The organism is Pseudooceanicola aquaeponti (assembly GCF_050897975.1).
In the GTDB taxonomy this organism is placed as follows: domain Bacteria; phylum Pseudomonadota; class Alphaproteobacteria; order Rhodobacterales; family Rhodobacteraceae; genus Pseudooceanicola.
In genome coordinates this window covers 1-14,629 of the sequence record NZ_JBPAXY010000010.1, presented here as the reverse complement: position 1 = coordinate 14,629, position 14,629 = coordinate 1, and the positions used below count along the sequence as shown (strand labels likewise).

Sequence of the window (14,629 nt, the reverse complement as noted above, 5' to 3'; positions counted from 1 at the left end):
CCCATGGCCAAAAGACGCAAGCTTCAGGCGCCCTCGACCGAGGATCTTTCCAAGCTGGAAGAGGAGTTTCGCCGCGAAACCACCGCAGCGCGCGCCCCGTTAACCGCGCCGATTGCCCAGGTCGCCGCCGAGCAGGCCGGGGCCCATCAGGCGCGCCCGGCAGAGGAACGGGCGAAGATCGCCCGGGACCAGGCCGACGCCGCGCGGCTGCGCGAGGCCGAGGGCAGGGGCCTGGTGATGGCCGAGATCCCCCTGGACGAGATCGACCCCGAGGCCCTGGTGCGCGACCGGGTGGTGCTGGACGCCGCCGAGATGACCGAGCTTCAGATGTCCATCGCCGCCAACGGGCTGCGCCTGCCGGTCGAGGTCTTCGCCACCGAGGGCGACGAGCGCGGCTATCGCTATGGCCTGCTGTCGGGCTATCGCCGCTTGCGGGCGGTGCAGGCGCTGCGCGGGCTGAACCCGAAATCGGGCAAATACGATACCATCAAGGCGGTGATCCGCGACCCCGCGACCATGGGCGGCACCTTTGCCGCGATGATCGAGGAAAACGAGATCCGCGCCAGCCTGAGCCATTTCGAGCGCGGCCGGATCGCCGTCATCGCCAGCCAGCAGGGGGCCTTCACGAACATCGAGGCGGCGGTCGATGGGCTGTTCCCGATGGCGTCCAAGGCCAAGCGCTCGAAGATCCGCAGCTTTGCCCTGATCTTCGAAGAGCTGGGCGACATGCTGACCTATCCCGACCTGATCAAGGAGAAGGAGGGGCTGAAGCTGGCCCAGGCCCTGCGCGCGGGTGCCGAGGGCAAGCTGCGCGATGCCCTGGACAGCCGCACCCCGCAAAGCCCCGAGGAAGAGGCCATTTTGCTGGCCGAGGCCCTGGCCGAGATCGAACCGCCCGAGGCGGACCGCCGCCGGGGCGGACGCCCGAAGAAACAGGTGGCGCGGCAGGAACGGGCGCTGAACAGCGGCGTGGTGCTGGACTATGGCCCCGAGGGCAGCGGCTGGACCATCCGCCTGAAGGGCCGCCGCCTGGACCGGGAACTGGTGGAACTGGCGGTCTTCGAGCTGGAGCGGATGCTGTCGCGCGATGACGGCTAGGGCAGGGGCCGAGGAGGCCCCCCGGGGCCTGCACGCGGCGCAGGCTTGGCAGCACGGCAGGGCCGGGGGTAGGGTAGGGCATGGACCATTCCGGCGCCCAGGCTGACCTGCGACAGCCCGATCTTTTCGGGCCGGGCCGGGATGTGCCTTGCCTGGCGGGGCCCGAGGCCGAGGGCGCGGTGATCGAGGATCTGCCCGAGGCCCCCGGGCCAAGCCGGGTCGAGCTGCGGCGGATTGCGCCCGCGCAGAACATGCGCCGCTTTTACCGGATGTGCCTGCAACCGGATCTGTTTGGCGGGGTGACCCTGGTGCGGGAATGGGGGCGGATCGGATCGCCCGGCCAGATCCTGCTGAACCCCCATGACAGCGAGGCCGAGGCGCTGCGGGCGCTGGCGCGGCTGATGGCCCAGAAGGAACGCAGGGGCTATGCCCGGGTTGCGGCGCAGGTCGCCTGAGGGGCCGTTCGCCCGCGGTCTTCAGGTGAGACCGCAAGACCCGCGTATAACCCCATGACAGCAAAGAAAAACCCGGACACGCGCGGCGCGTCCGGGTGGGCAAAGGGCGGGGCAGGGGATGCGGGTCAGACCGTCACCACAACCCGGCCCTGGATCTGGTTGGCCATCAGCTTGGCCGCCAGGTCGGGCAATTCGTCGAAGCCATGCACCGAGTACATGGTGGCCAGCAGGTCGCGGTCCAGCTTTTCATCCAGCAGCGCCCAGGCGGCCTTGCGTTTGGCGCGGGGGGCCATCACCGAATCGACCCCCAGCAGGGTGACCGAGCGCAGGATATGCGGCATCACCGTGCCGGGCAGGGCAGGGCCTTCGGCCAGGCCACAGGCCGCCACCGCGCCGCCATAGCAGGTCTGCGCCAGCACATTGGCCAGGGTGTGGCCGCCTGCCACGTCGACGGCGCCCCCCCAACGTTCCGGTTGCAGGGGCTTGCCCGCCTCGGTCAGCTCGGCCCGGTCCACAAAGGCGGTGGCGCCCAGTTTCGACAGGTAGTCATGGGTTTCCGGGCGCCCGGTCACGGCGGTGACGGAATAGCCCAGCCGGGCCAGCAGCGCCGTGGCGACAGAGCCCACGCCCCCCGCCGCCCCGGTCACCAGCACCGGCGCGCCCTGGGGGTCGATCCCCCAATCCAGCAGCGCCTGCACGCAGAGACCGGCCGTGTAACCGGCGGTGCCAATCGCCATGGCCTGTTCCGGGCTGAAGCCCTCGGGCAGGGGCAGCAGCCATTCGGGTTTCACCCGCTGGAACTTCGAATAGGCGCCCTGTTCGGTTTCCGACAGGCCCCAGCCGTTCAGGATCACCTTGTCACCGGGTTTGAACTCTTCGGTGGCGCTTTCAACCACGGTGGCGGCCATGTCGATCCCGGCGGTCATCGGCAGGCGGCGGGCGATGCGGCCCTTGCCGGTGACGGCCAGACCGTCCTTGTAGTTGACGGTGGTATGGCTGACCTCGACCAGCACCGGCAGGTCGGGCAGATCGGCCAGGGTCAGTTCGGTCATCTCGGCGCGGGTCTTGCGGTCGCCGGCATCGACGATGCGCAGGGCGGTAAAGGTGTCGGACATGGGGTTCCCTCTGGTTGGTGCCGGCCCCTAGCTGGGCCGTTTGGCGTCGCGGGCCTGTTGGGCCGCGGCATAGGTGTCTGTCAGGTGGCTCAGCAGCCGTTCCAGCGCCAGGCGGGCGCGTTGCGCATCGCGCGCCTCGACCGCCTCCAGCAGGTTTTGCTGATGCGCCAGGGTGTCGGCGCGGTTGCGCTGGCCGACCACGATCATGTTCAGAAGCGGGATGAAGCTTTCGATCACCGTCGCCATCATCAGCCGCAGGGGCGCGTTATGGGCCGCCTCGACGATGGCGCGGTGAAAGCGCACGTCGGCGGCGCAGAACTCGGTATCGGGCAGGGCGGGGTCGGCCTGGCGGGCGAGTGCTGCGCGCATCGCCGCCAGGTCATCCTCGGTGCGCAGGTCGCAGGCCCGTTCCAGGCAGAGCGCCTCGGTTTCCAGCCGCGCCTCGATCAGCTCGTCGATGTCGAAGGCCCCCATGCCGACCATCAGCATGGCCGAGGTGGCCTGGGTTTCCACCAGTTCCTCCAGCTCGGGGCGTTTGACGAAATTGCCCCCCGTGGGGCCGCGGCGGGAATGGATCAGGTTCAGGGCGGCCAGGCGTTTCAGCGCCTCGCGCACCGTGGGGCGCGAGACACCAAAGCGGGTGGCCAGTTCCTCTTCGCCGGGCAGGCGGTCGTCGGCCTTCAGCCGCCCGTCGAGGATCGCGGCGTGGATTTCATCGGCGACCTGGCGGGCCAGACCGGCGGTGACGACTTGCCCGAATTTCACGCTCATATGCTGGCCTGGCTTTGCTGATCGTTTAATAGGTTTGACAAATATGGATATGACCGCATGACATGGGGCCATGTCTACCGGAAATCTTCCCCTGCCGCTGCGTCGGCCCCATATGGTGCCCTGAGATGGGCGGAGCTGCTGAAATGATGACGGATCTGCCCGAGGGGTTCTGGGCCGCGCTGGCGGATCTGCCGGAGCTGGCGGTGCTGCGTGGGCCCGATTGCGCGGGCCATGCGGCGGATGCCACCGGCAACCTGAGCCAGCCGCCCCTGGCGGTCTTTCGCCCCGCCACCACCGCCGAGCTGTCGCGGATCCTGGCCGCCTGCACCGCCCATGGGGTGGCCATGGTGGTGCAGGGCGGGCTGACCGGCCTGTCCAACGGCGCCACGCCCCGGGTGGGCGAGGTGGCCATCAGCCTGGAGCGGATGAACGTGCTGCAGGCCGTCGACCCGGTTTCGGCCACGGTGGTGGCGGGCGCCGGCGTCACCCTGCAACGGGTGCAAGAGGCCGCGGCGGTGGCGGGCCTGTCCTTTGGCGTCGACATCGGCGCGCGCGGTTCGGCCACGGTGGGCGGGCTGGCGGCGACCAATGCGGGCGGGCTGAACGTGATCCAGCGGGGCATGATGCGCGCCCATGTGGTCGCCCTGGAGGTGGTGCTGGCCGATGGCCGGGTGCTGGGCCATGTGCGCCCCCTGGCCAAGGACAACTCGGGCTTTGACCTCAAGCAGCTTTTCATCGGCTCGGAAGGGGTGCTGGGCGTGATCACCCGGCTGTGCCTGGCCCTGCGCCCGGCGCCGGGGCCGCAGCAGACGCTTTTTGCCGCCGCCCCCGACATGCCCTCGGCCGCCGCCCTGCTGGCCCGGCTGCGCCGCGACGCGCCGGGCCCCGTGACCGCCTTCGAGGTGCTGGACGAGGCGATCTTTGCCCGCATCCTGGCCCAGGGCCTGCGCCCGCCGTTCCCGCCCGAGGGGATCCAGGTGCTGGCCGAGGTGGAAACCGCCGACCCCGAGCCGCTGCAAACCGTGCTGATGCAGGCGCTGGAGGCGGGGGAGATCAGCGATGTGACCCTGGCGGCCTCGGGCGCCCAGGCCGCCGCCCTTTGGGCCCTGCGCGAGGGCTGCGCCGAGGCGGTGGCGGCGATGCGCGCGCCCATAGGCTTTGACATCGGCCTGCCGGTGGCGGCCATGCCCGCCTTCCTGGAAGAGACCCGCGCCGCCCTGGCCGAGATGCCCGAGACGCACCCGGCGGTCTTCGGCCACCTGGGCGACGGCAACCTGCATTACATCGTCGACACCCCCGATCACGCCCGCGCCGCCCAGATCGTGCTGGGCGCCGTGGCCCGCGCGGGCGGGGCGATCACGGCCGAACATGGGCTGGGCCGGGAAAAGCCCGGCTATCTGCCGTTGGTGCGCTCGTCTGACGAACTGGCCGTGATGCGCGCCCTGAAGGCCCTGCTGGATCCGGGCGGCCTGCTGAACCCCGGGCGGGTGCTGCCCGACCCCGAACCGACCCCCTCTCCCCTGACCAAGTGAAGCCAAGCAGATGAGCCGAGCCGACAAACTCTCCCCCGACATGGCGCAGACCGCCTTTCTGTCCGGCACCCAGGCGCTGGCGAAACTGCCGCAGCTGATGCGCCAGCGGGACGCCGCCGCCGGGCTGAACACCGCAGGCTATGTGACCGGCTATCGCGGCTCGCCCCTGGCGCAGCTGGACCGGGAAATGACCAAGGCCGCCAAGGGCTTGGCCGAGAATCACATCCATTTCCATCCCGCCTTGAACGAGGATCTGGCGGTGACCGCCGCCTGGGGGACGCAGCAAAGCTCGCTTTTCGACGGTGTGCGTTACGACGGGATCTTTGCGCTTTGGTACGGCAAGGGGCCGGGGGTCGACCGTTCGCTCGACGCCATCCGCCATGCCAATGCGGACGGCACCGATCCCCGGGGCGGGGTGCTGGTGATGATGGGCGACGACCACGGCGCCGTCAGTTCCACCCTGCCGCACCAGACCGAGCATGACATGATCGCGGTGCAGGTGCCGGTGCTGGCCCCGGCCGGCGTGCAGGATTACCTGCGCTTCGGCCTTCTGGGCTGGGAAATGTCGCGCGCCAGTGGCGCCTGGGTGGGTTTCAAATGCCAGACCGAGGTGGTGGAAAGCAGCGCCACCGTCTCGCTGGAGGGGCTGAACACCCCCGCCGTCCTGCCCGAAGGGTCGGGCAGCCATGCCCTGCGCTGGCCTGACGGGCCGTTCCCGAAAGAGGCGCGGATTGAGAAGAAACTAGCGCTGGTGCAGGAATTTGCGCGGCTGAACGGGCTGGATCAGCGGTTCGGCGCAGAGGATGCCAAGATCGGCATCGTTTCGGCGGGCAAAAGCTGGCTGGATCTGCGCGCCGCCTTGGCCCGTCTGGGGCTGACCGAGGATGACGTGGCGGCCCATGGGATCCGCCTGCTGAAACTGGGGCTGACCTGGCCGATTGACCCGGTGGGGCTGACCGAATTTGCCGAAGGCCTCGACGAGCTGATCGTGGTCGAGGAAAAGCGCCCGGTGATCGAGGATCAGGTGAAGGCGGTGCTGTTCAACATGGCCAGCCGCCCGCGCGTCTCGGGCAAGATGACCCCCGAGGGCGCGCCGCTGATGTCGGCCCTGGCGGAACTGCACCCGCATCAGATCATGGAGGCGGTGCTGTCGCGCCTTCCGCAGGCGCTGCGCGCCGCCCTGCCCACGCCCGCGCCGGTGCTGACCAGTGACGCGCCTGCCTCTGTTTCGGGGGCCGCCGCGCCCGCGCTGGATCGCGACCCCTATTTCTGCTCCGGCTGCCCGCACAGCCTGTCGACCCGTCTGCCCGACGGCAGCCGCGCCACCACCGGCATTGGCTGCCATATGATGGTGATCGGGGTCGAGGGGCGGAATACCTCGACCTTTACCCAGATGGGCGCCGAGGGGATCAGCTGGCTGGGCCTGTCGCCGTTTACGGACGAGAAACACATCTTCGCCAATATGGGCGACGGGACGTGGTTCCACTCGGGCGCGCTGGCGATCCGGGCCGCCGTGGCCGCGCAGGTCAACATGACCTACAAGATCCTGTTCAATGATGCCGTGGCGATGACCGGCGGCCAGCCCCATGATGGCGAGCTGTCGGTGCCCAAGATCGTGAAACAGGTGCTGGCCGAGGGCGTGCGCGAGGTCGTCGTGGTGGCCGAACAGCCCGACCGCCTGAAAGGGCAGCTGCCCGAGGGGGTGCGGATCTGGCACCGCGACCATATGGACGAGGTGCAGCGGCATCTGCGCGAGGTCGAGGGGGTCACGGTGCTGGTCTATGATCAGGTCTGCGCCGCCGAGAAACGCCGTCGCCGCAAGACGGGCGAGTTCGCGCCGATCGCCAAGCGGGTCTTCATCAACGATCTGGTCTGCGAGGGCTGCGGCGATTGCTCGGCCCAGTCGGGGTGCATTTCGATTGAGCCGGAAGAGACCGAGTTCGGCCGCAAGCGGCGGATCAACCAGTCAAGCTGCAACGGCGATACGTCCTGCCTGAAGGGGTTCTGCCCCAGCTTCATCAGTGTCGAGGGCGGGTCGCTGAAGCGGCCCGGCAAGGCCACGGCGCGGACCGACAGCGCGCCCTTGCCCGAGCCGGAGGTGCCGCGCATCGACGGGGTTTACAACCTGATGCTGGCCGGGATCGGCGGGACCGGGGTGCTGACGGTCAGCCAGGTTCTGGCGCGGGCCGCCCATCTGGACGGGCTGGCGGTGCAATCGCTGGACCAGACCGGGCTGGCGCAGAAGAACGGCTCGGTCGTGGGGCATCTGCGGCTGGCGCCTGATGCGCGCGCCCTGACGGCGGCCCGGGTGGGCGAGGGCGAGGCCGATCTGGTGCTGGCCTTCGACATGCTGGTGGCGCGGTCCGCCAAGGTGCGACCGATGCTGGGGCAGGGGCGGACGCGGGTGGTGGTGGACGACCGTTTGGCGCCCAATGCGTCCTTCGTGCAGAACACGGCGATGGAGTTCCGTAAATCCTCGGGGCTGGAGGCGCTGAAGGGCATGGTCGGGCAGGGGCATTGCCTGGTGGTGCCCGGCACCGATCTGGCGCTGACCACCATGGGCGATGCCATTGCCACCAACCTGCTGATCCTGGGCTATGCCTGGCAAAAGGGGCTGGTGCCGGTCGGCGCCGAGGCCCTGCGCGAGGCCCTGATGGGGGCGCGCGGCGGCGAGGCCAACCTGACCACCTTCGACTGGGGCCGCCGCGCGGCGGTGGAGCCGGATCTGCTGGACCGCCTGGGCGGCGCGCCGGAACCGGAGGCCGCGGTGGAGGAAGAAACGCTGTCGCAGCTGATTGCGCGGCGGGCGGAGTTCCTGACCGGATACCAGTCGGGGCGCTATGCGAAACGCTATCTGCGGCTGGTGGATCAGGCCAAGGCTGCCGAGGCGCCCCTGGGGCGCGAGGCGTTCACCCGCGCCGTAGCCCAAAGCGCCTTCCGGCTGATGGCCTATAAGGACGAATACGAGGTGGCGCGGCTGCATCTGGACGCGGCCCAGAAGGCGCGGCTGTCGGAGACCTTCGAGGGCGATTACAAGATCCGCTATCATCTGGCGCCGCCGGTGCTGTCGAAGACCGATCCGCGCACCGGGCGGCCTGCGAAGCGGGAATTCGGCCCTTGGATCGAATCCGGGTTCAGGGTGCTGGCGGCAATGAAGGGGCTGCGCGGCACGGCGCTGGATCCCTTCGGGCGGACCGAGGAACGGCGCATGGAACGTGCGCTGGTGGCGGAGTTCGAGGCGGAGGTGGCGGCGCTGGCCGAAGGGATGACCGCCGAGAGCCACGCCCGCGCGGTCGAGCTGGCCGAGCTGCCGCAGATGGTGCGCGGCTTTGGTCCGGTGAAAGAGGCGAATGTGGCCGCCTATCGCGCCAAGCGGGCCGAACTGGGCTGAAGGCAGAAAAAGGCCGGGACGCCGCAGGGCGCCCCGGCAGTCGGGGAGATCTGTAAGGGGTGCGCCGTCAGTCCGGCGCGCCCTTTTTCGTAAGGATCAGCGCATCCAGCAGGCGCAGGCCCCCGCCTTGGGCCAGGGGCAGGGCGCGGACCGGGTTCAGGTCCACGGCCTCGAGCGCGCCCGCGTGGGCGCAGCCCCAGTCCGACAGCGCCACCATGGCGCCGATGAGGGCCGCACGATCGCAGGGCGGTGCCCCGCGATAGCCGTCCAGAAGCGCGTCAAGGCGGGTGCGCTTCAGGAGCGCCGCAGCGCTGTCGTGGGTCAGGGGCAAGAGCTCGAAGGCCGCGTCGTCCAGCAGTTCCACCAGGGTGCCGCCCAGTCCCACCACAAGGCCCGGCCCAAAGGGCGGGCTGTCGACCAGGCCCAGCATGGCGTCGACGCCCTCGCCCACCATTTCCTGCACCAGGACGCCGTCCAGGCGGGCCTCGGGCGCATAGGCGCGGGCGGAGGTCATGATGCGCTCGAAGACCTCCGCCGCCTGGGAAGCCGTGACCGAGAGGGCCACGCCCCCGGCCTCGGTCTTGTGGCTGATGTCGGGGGAGGCGATTTTCAGCACCGCGAGGCCGGGCAGGGCGGAGATGGCCTCTGCCGCCGCCTCGGCGCTGGTGACCAGCTGCTCCGATGGGCCGGGCAGGCCGAGGGGGGCCATCAGGGCGCGGGCGTCGGATTCGGACATCTGCGCGGGCAGGGGGGCGGTGCCTTTGGGCGCGCGCCAGGTCACACGCCGCGGTGTGGTGGCCCATTGGGCCGTGGCCGTGAGCGCGGGCCGGGTGCCCGCAAGACGGGCGGCGGGGCCATAGGCCGTGGCCACGGTGTCATGCAGCCCCGCCGAGAGATTGGCCAGCGCCACGACGGGCGTTTGCCCGGCGTAGGTGGCGACGGCCCCGGCGATGCCGTGGTATTCGGCGGCCATGTCGGGGGCCATTGCGGGCGGGGCGTCCTGGGCGGCCAGCACCACGCCGACGCCCGGGTCGGCGTCGAGGATGTCCAGCACCCGGGCGTAAAGCGAGGGATCGCCGAAGGGCGCGCCGGTGACGTCCAGCGGGTTTTGCGGCGTGGCGAAACCGGGCAGCAGGTCGCGCAGGGCGGCGACCGAGGCGTCAGAGAGATCGGCCAGGGGCAGGCCCGCCTCGGCGGCGATGTCGGCCACATGGGCGACGCCGCCGCCCGAAACCCCCAGCACGGCGGCGCGGGGCAGGGCCGGGGGCGTGGGATAGGCCTGGGCCAGTTGCAGGGCGGCCAGGAAACTGTCCATGTCGGGCATGTCCAGAAGGCCCACACGGGCGCAGAAGGCCCGCGCCGCATCCTCGGTCCCTGCCAGCGCGCCGGTATGGGCGGCGGTGGCCCGTTGACCGGCGGCGGACCGGCCCACGCGCAGGGCGACGGCGGTCTTGCCTGCGGCGTGCACCCGTTCCATCGCGGCGGCCAGGGCGTCGGGGTCGCCCATGTCCTCGATCACCATGGCGATGGTATCGACGCCCGGATCATGGGCGAAATGGGCCACGTAATCGGCCAGCCCGGTGACGGAGGCGTTACCGGCAGAGACCAGCGCGGCCAGGCCGATCTGGCCCGAATGCGCCAGGGCAATGGCCGAGGCGCCCGAGGCGGAGATCAGCGCGGTCCGCCCGCGCGGCAGATCGGGGGATATGGTCGAGGAATAAAGCGCCGCGCCGCTGTCGCAGGCCACCAGGCCAAGGCAGTTCGGCCCGCAGACGGCGATGCCGTGACGGCGGGCAATCTCGGCCACCTGGGCTTCTAGCGCCGCGCCTTCGGGGCCGGTTTCGCCAAAGCCCGAGGCCAGGATGACGGCGGCTCGGGCGCCCATGCGGCCCGCCTCGTCCAGCGTCGCTGGCACCAGCTCGGCCCGCAGACCGATGACCACGCAATCCGGCGTGGTGTCCAGCGCCGAGAGCGTGGGAAAGGCCGTCAGGCCGAAGACCGACGCTGCCTTGGGGTGCACCGGGATCACCCGGCCCGTGAAACCAAAGCGGGCGAGGTTCTTCATCACGTAGCCGGCGGAATTGCCCTCGCGCTCTGACGCCCCCACCACGGCGAGGGTGGCGGGGGCAAACAGGGCGTCAAGCGCCCCGGCCCGGGGCTTAGTCGAGGCCACGGAAGGGCCCGTCGCGGTATTCGAGGTATTCCTTCAGGGTCATCTTGGCGAGTTTCGCCATCCATTCCTCGCCCTCGTCGGTGACATGCAGCCCGGCGATGGAGGTGATGTTGTAATCGAACGACGCCTGAAGACCGGCCACCAGTTGCTGGTTGTTGATCGACTTCTTGGTGTATTTCAGCGCGGGCGTGGGCATCCGGGCCATCTTGCGGGCCAGGTTTTCGGCGCGCAGGGTCAGCTCGTCGGCAGGGACGACCTTGTTCACCAGGCGCATCTTGTCCGCTTCCTGGGCGTCGATGATGTCGCCGGTGAACATCAGGTAGCGCACGTCGCGGGTGTGCAGCAGCCAGGGCATCATCAGCGCGGGCGGGCCCGAGTTGTGGCGCACCTCGGGCTCGCCGAACTTGGCGTTGTCGGCGGCGATGGCCAGGTCGCAGGACATCATCAGTTCTAGCGCACCGGCGAGGCAGTAGCCGTTGACGGCGGCGATGACGGGGATCGGCGCCTTCCAGATGTTCAGCAGCGCGGTGGCGTTCTCGGTCATGTCCTCGACCCAGAAGTCGAAGTCGACGACGAAGTCGCCCCCTTGCAGGTCATAGCCGGAGGAGAACGCGCGGCCCGCGCCGGTGATGATCAGGGCGTTGACGTCGGGGTCGGCCACGGCCTCGGCCAGGGCGGCGTCGATCTCGCGGATGCAGTCCTTGTTCATCGCGTTCAGCTTGTCGGGCCGGTTCAGCGTGATGGTGGCGAACTTGTCTTGCGCGTCCTTGGTGTAAAGGATCGTCTCGTAACTCATGGGAAAGCTCCTGTCGGGTGGCCCGGGGGCCTGGTTTTATTGGGGCCGGGGAGGGCCCGAGGAGGCGGCGGATTGGCCCGCCGCCCGGAGGGTCACTTGGCCGCCATGGCGACCGCGATGTCGGCGGCCAGGCGGGCGTTGTTGCGCACCAGCGAGATATTGGCCTTCAGGCTGCGGCCTTCGCTTTTCTCGACGATGCGGGCCAGCAGGAAGGGGGTCAGATCCTTGCGGGTCACGCCCTGGGCATCGGCGGCGGCGATCGCCTCGTCGATGATGCCGTCGATTTCGGAGGGCGCCAGGGCGTCCTCTTCGGGGACCGGGTTGGCGACCAGGACGCCGGTGCCGGTGCCCAAGGAATCATGGGCGTCGATGGCGGCGGCCAGGTCGGTGGCGGTATCGAGGCGGTGATCGGCGGGATAGCCGCTTTCGCGGGCGAAGAAGGCGGGGAAGGCGTCGGTGCCGTAGGCGATGACGGGGACGCGGTTGGTTTCCAGCACTTCCAGCGTCTTGGGGATGTCGAGGATCGACTTCACGCCTGCGCAGACCACGGTGACGGGGGTGGCGCCCAGTTCGGTCAGGTCGGCAGAGACGTCCCAGCTGTGTTCGGCGCCGCGATGCACGCCGCCGACGCCGCCGGTGGCGAAGACGCGGATGCCGGCCAGGGCGGCCAGGCGCATGGTGGCCGAGACGGTGGTGCCCGCCGAGGCCTTGCGCACCATGGCCACGGCCAGATCCCGGCCCGAGGCCTTCACGCAGTCGGTATCCTGGGCGAGCGCGTCCAGTTCTGCCTCGGTCAGGCCGATCTTGATCTCCCCCTTCACGACGGCAATCGTCGCCGGAATGGCGCCACGCGCGCGGATCTCGCCCTCGACCGCTAGGGCGGTTTCCAGGTTGGCCGGGTAGGGCATCCCGTGGGTGATGATGGTGGATTCCAGGGCAACGACGGGGGCGCCCTTGGCCAGGGCGTCGGCGACCTCGGGGGTGAGGGTCAGCATGTCGGGGGTCATCTAGGCGGATACTCCGGGTTCGAGGGAGGAAGAGGAGGAGGGGGGCAGGGCGCGGCCCTGGGGCAGGCGGTGGCGCTGCCGGTCGAGGAAGGCGGCGCTGAGGTCGGCGCGCACGGTGGTGGCGGTTTCCACGGTCAGCGCGGCCAGCAGGGCGCCGGTCAGGGCGGCCTCGGCCAGGGGCTGACCGGACAGGGTGGCGTGCAGGGTGCCCGCGATCATCGCATCGCCCGCGCCGGTCACCTCGACCGGGTGCGAGGGGATGGCGGGCACATGGGTCACGCCCTGATCATCGGCCACCACCAGCCCTTCGGTGCCGGTGCTGACCACGGCGCCGCCAACGCCCCGGGTGCGCAGGGCGCGGGCGGCCTGGGCGGCGCCCTCGGCATCGGCGCTGAAGCTGCTCGAAAGATAGGCGCTGGCCTCGTCGACATTCATGAAGAGCAGCCCGACGCCGGTCAGATCGGCGGGCAGGCGGCGCGCCTTGTGGGTCGAGACCGGGTCGATGGCCAGGGTGTAACGCGCCCCGCGCGAGCGTTCGATCAGCTGCGAGATCGTCTCCATCGGCGGGTTGCAGTCGGAAAAGAGCAAGGTCGCGCTGGTCAGGTGAGAGCGCGCGCGGTCGAGCCTGTCCGGCGTCAGCTCTTCGAAGATGTCCATGGCGGCGATGCCCAGATCCAGATCCCCCTCGGGCGACAGGATGGCGCAATATTCGGCGGTGGCGCGGGTCGGCGACAGGGCAACCTGGCTGACGTCGACGCCGCGTTCGCGCAGGTGCCCCAGCAGGTTGTGACCGGTCTGATCGTCGCCCACCACCGACAGGAAACTGGTGTCGTGGCCCAGAAGGGCGAGGTTTTCCAGCACGTTACGTGCGACCCCGCCGTAGGAATGAAAGCCGGTGGCAGGGTTCGAGGTGGCTCGCACCAGAGGCTGGCTGGCGCGGAACTTTCGGTCGAAGACGGCGCCGCCGAGGCAGACCACCCGCTTGGCCGCGGGTAGGACGTAGCCGCGCCCCAGGATATAGCCCTTGCGGGTCAGCGTGACGATATGGGCCGCCACCGTCGAGCGGGCAATCGACATCTGGTCCGCCAGCTCTTGCTGACCGGCGAAGGGGTTCTGGGTGATGTGCTTCAGAATTGCCGATTCAAGCGGCGAAAGGTCATCCATGTCGATTTTTCCCGGGGGACGCTCTCATTTCTGTAGACAACAACTGTTTTGGTCGTCAACAGTTGTTTTATGACGTTGCGGAAGCCTGTCTCCCCTCAGGTTTCGCGGCGCGAAAGAGGTGTTCCGCGATGCGCGGGCGCCCGACAGAACAAGGAGGTTTCCCATGGCCACCGACACGATCGACATGATCCCGGTCGTCGATATTTCCGACTTCATCGCGGGCGGCCCCGGCGCGGCCCAGGTGGTCGAGAAGATCCGCACCGCCGCCACCGAAAGCGGCTTTTTCCTGGTCACTGGCCACGGGGTGGACCCGGCGGTGACCAAGCGCCTGTATGATCTGGCCTATGCGTTCTTCGACGAGCCGCAGGACTGGAAGACCGGCGTCGGCCGGGGCCGCGAGGTCGAGGGCGGCCTGGCCTTTGCGCCGATGAAGGAAGAGGCCCTGGCGGGCACCCTGGGAAGGAAGACCCCGGGCGATCTGAAGGAAAGCCTGAACTTCGGCCCGCGCCTGGCGGGCGATAGCTGGCCCGACCGCCCCGCAGGGCTGGAGGCGGCGTTTCGCGAGTACTTCGCCGAGATGGAAACCCTGGCGCGGCACCTGCGCGGGGTCTTCTGTCAGGCCATCGGCCTGGCGCCGGATTTCTTCGAGAAGGATTTCGAAGGGCATCTGTCGGCGCTGCGGGTCATCAACTATCCCGAACAAAGCGAGCCGCCCGAAGAGGGCCAGCTGCGCGCGGGGGAACATACCGATTACGGTTTCATGACCATTCTGCGGTCCGAGGCCAGCGCCGGGGGTCTTCAGGTGCAGCGCCGCGATGGCGTCTGGCTGGACGCGCCCAATATCGAGGGCGCCTATGTGGTGAACATCGGCGACGCCTTCATGCGCTGGTCGAACGATGAATGGGTCAGCACCCCGCACCGCGTGGCCAACCCGCCCTCGGGCTTCCATGGCACCGCGCGGCGGCAGTCGATCCCGTTCTTCCTGAACCCCTCGGCCGAGACGATGATCGAATGCCTGCCGCCCTTCGCCAAGGATGGCGCCAAGTACGAACCGATCAGCTTTGCCGATTACATCGCCCTGAAGACCAGCCAGGCCTTCGGCGGCTGAGCCCCTATCGCGGCCCCTT

The 14,629-nt window shown here is 69.5% G+C and carries 11 protein-coding genes; 5 read left to right on the top strand and 6 right to left on the bottom strand.

The genetic code is table 11. The features are described 5' to 3' along the window. Window positions 1-3: 3 nt before the first annotated feature. On the top strand, window positions 4-1,098 hold the full coding sequence (locus ACRARE_RS21140) for a ParB/RepB/Spo0J family partition protein (RefSeq protein WP_432658396.1): 1,095 nt from the start codon (window positions 4-6) through the stop codon (window positions 1,096-1,098). A gap of 80 nt (window positions 1,099-1,178) precedes the next feature. Then, complete coding sequence (locus tag ACRARE_RS21135; protein ID WP_432658395.1) at window positions 1,179-1,553, top strand: WGR domain-containing protein; 375 nt, start codon at window positions 1,179-1,181, stop codon at window positions 1,551-1,553. Between the two features lie 125 nt (window positions 1,554-1,678). On the opposite strand, the gene ACRARE_RS21130 is transcribed toward ACRARE_RS21135, so the two are convergent. Together ACRARE_RS21130 and ACRARE_RS21125 are read right to left on the bottom strand one after the other, a co-directional pair. Continuing rightward, on the bottom strand, window positions 1,679-2,668 hold the full coding sequence (locus tag ACRARE_RS21130; protein WP_432658394.1) for an MDR family oxidoreductase: 990 nt from the start codon (window positions 2,666-2,668) through the stop codon (window positions 1,679-1,681). A 27-nt stretch (window positions 2,669-2,695) separates the two neighbouring features. After that, window positions 2,696-3,439 carry a FadR/GntR family transcriptional regulator gene (locus ACRARE_RS21125; RefSeq protein WP_432658393.1) on the bottom strand — a complete coding sequence of 248 codons (744 nt, stop codon included), beginning with the start codon at window positions 3,437-3,439 and terminating at the stop codon, window positions 2,696-2,698. A gap of 143 nt (window positions 3,440-3,582) precedes the next feature. On the opposite strand from ACRARE_RS21125, the gene ACRARE_RS21120 reads away from it, so the two are divergent. Next, window positions 3,583-4,971: an FAD-binding oxidoreductase gene (locus tag ACRARE_RS21120; protein ID WP_432658392.1), complete on the top strand. Its 1,389-nt coding sequence runs from the start codon at window positions 3,583-3,585 to the stop codon at window positions 4,969-4,971. Window positions 4,972-4,981: 10 nt separating this feature from the next. Beyond that, the gene (locus tag ACRARE_RS21115; protein ID WP_432658391.1) at window positions 4,982-8,362 is read left to right on the top strand and encodes an indolepyruvate ferredoxin oxidoreductase family protein; all 3,381 of its coding nucleotides are present in this window, start codon (window positions 4,982-4,984) and stop codon (window positions 8,360-8,362) included. A 67-nt stretch (window positions 8,363-8,429) separates the two neighbouring features. Here ACRARE_RS21115 and ACRARE_RS21110 read toward each other — a convergent pair whose 3' ends face one another. From ACRARE_RS21110 to ACRARE_RS21095, 4 genes are all read right to left on the bottom strand, one after another. Next, window positions 8,430-10,535 (bottom strand): acetate--CoA ligase family protein, encoded by a 2,106-nt coding sequence (locus ACRARE_RS21110; protein WP_432658390.1) that lies wholly within the window; start codon window positions 10,533-10,535, stop codon window positions 8,430-8,432. After that, window positions 10,522-11,331 (bottom strand): enoyl-CoA hydratase/isomerase family protein, encoded by an 810-nt coding sequence (locus ACRARE_RS21105; RefSeq protein WP_432658389.1) that lies wholly within the window; start codon window positions 11,329-11,331, stop codon window positions 10,522-10,524. Before ACRARE_RS21105 ends, ACRARE_RS21110 begins: the two co-directional genes overlap by 14 nt. Window positions 11,332-11,423: 92 nt before the next feature. After that, entirely contained in the window at window positions 11,424-12,326 is a 903-nt protein-coding gene (locus ACRARE_RS21100) for a pseudouridine-5'-phosphate glycosidase (RefSeq protein WP_432658388.1), read from the bottom strand. A 12-nt stretch (window positions 12,327-12,338) separates the two neighbouring features. Beyond that, on the bottom strand, window positions 12,339-13,502 hold the full coding sequence (locus ACRARE_RS21095; RefSeq protein WP_432658387.1) for a PfkB family carbohydrate kinase: 1,164 nt from the start codon (window positions 13,500-13,502) through the stop codon (window positions 12,339-12,341). A gap of 163 nt (window positions 13,503-13,665) precedes the next feature. On the opposite strand from ACRARE_RS21095, the gene ACRARE_RS21090 reads away from it, so the two are divergent. Beyond that, window positions 13,666-14,610: an isopenicillin N synthase family dioxygenase gene (locus tag ACRARE_RS21090; protein WP_432658386.1), complete on the top strand. Its 945-nt coding sequence runs from the start codon at window positions 13,666-13,668 to the stop codon at window positions 14,608-14,610. Window positions 14,611-14,629 lie beyond the last annotated feature (19 nt).

Coding starts and splice junctions, on each gene's coding strand:
- ACRARE_RS21095 (WP_432658387.1), bottom strand. CDS start 13,502: ATGGATGACCTTTCGCCGCTTGAATCGGCAATTCTGAAGCACATCACC.
- ACRARE_RS21120 (WP_432658392.1), top strand. CDS start 3,583: ATGATGACGGATCTGCCCGAGGGGTTCTGGGCCGCGCTGGCGGATCTG.
- ACRARE_RS21105 (WP_432658389.1), bottom strand. CDS start 11,331: ATGAGTTACGAGACGATCCTTTACACCAAGGACGCGCAAGACAAGTTC.
- ACRARE_RS21130 (WP_432658394.1), bottom strand. CDS start 2,668: ATGTCCGACACCTTTACCGCCCTGCGCATCGTCGATGCCGGCGACCGC.
- ACRARE_RS21135 (WP_432658395.1), top strand. CDS start 1,179: ATGGACCATTCCGGCGCCCAGGCTGACCTGCGACAGCCCGATCTTTTC.
- ACRARE_RS21115 (WP_432658391.1), top strand. CDS start 4,982: ATGAGCCGAGCCGACAAACTCTCCCCCGACATGGCGCAGACCGCCTTT.
- ACRARE_RS21100 (WP_432658388.1), bottom strand. CDS start 12,326: ATGCTGACCCTCACCCCCGAGGTCGCCGACGCCCTGGCCAAGGGCGCC.
- ACRARE_RS21090 (WP_432658386.1), top strand. CDS start 13,666: ATGGCCACCGACACGATCGACATGATCCCGGTCGTCGATATTTCCGAC.
- ACRARE_RS21125 (WP_432658393.1), bottom strand. CDS start 3,439: ATGAGCGTGAAATTCGGGCAAGTCGTCACCGCCGGTCTGGCCCGCCAG.
- ACRARE_RS21140 (WP_432658396.1), top strand. CDS start 4: ATGGCCAAAAGACGCAAGCTTCAGGCGCCCTCGACCGAGGATCTTTCC.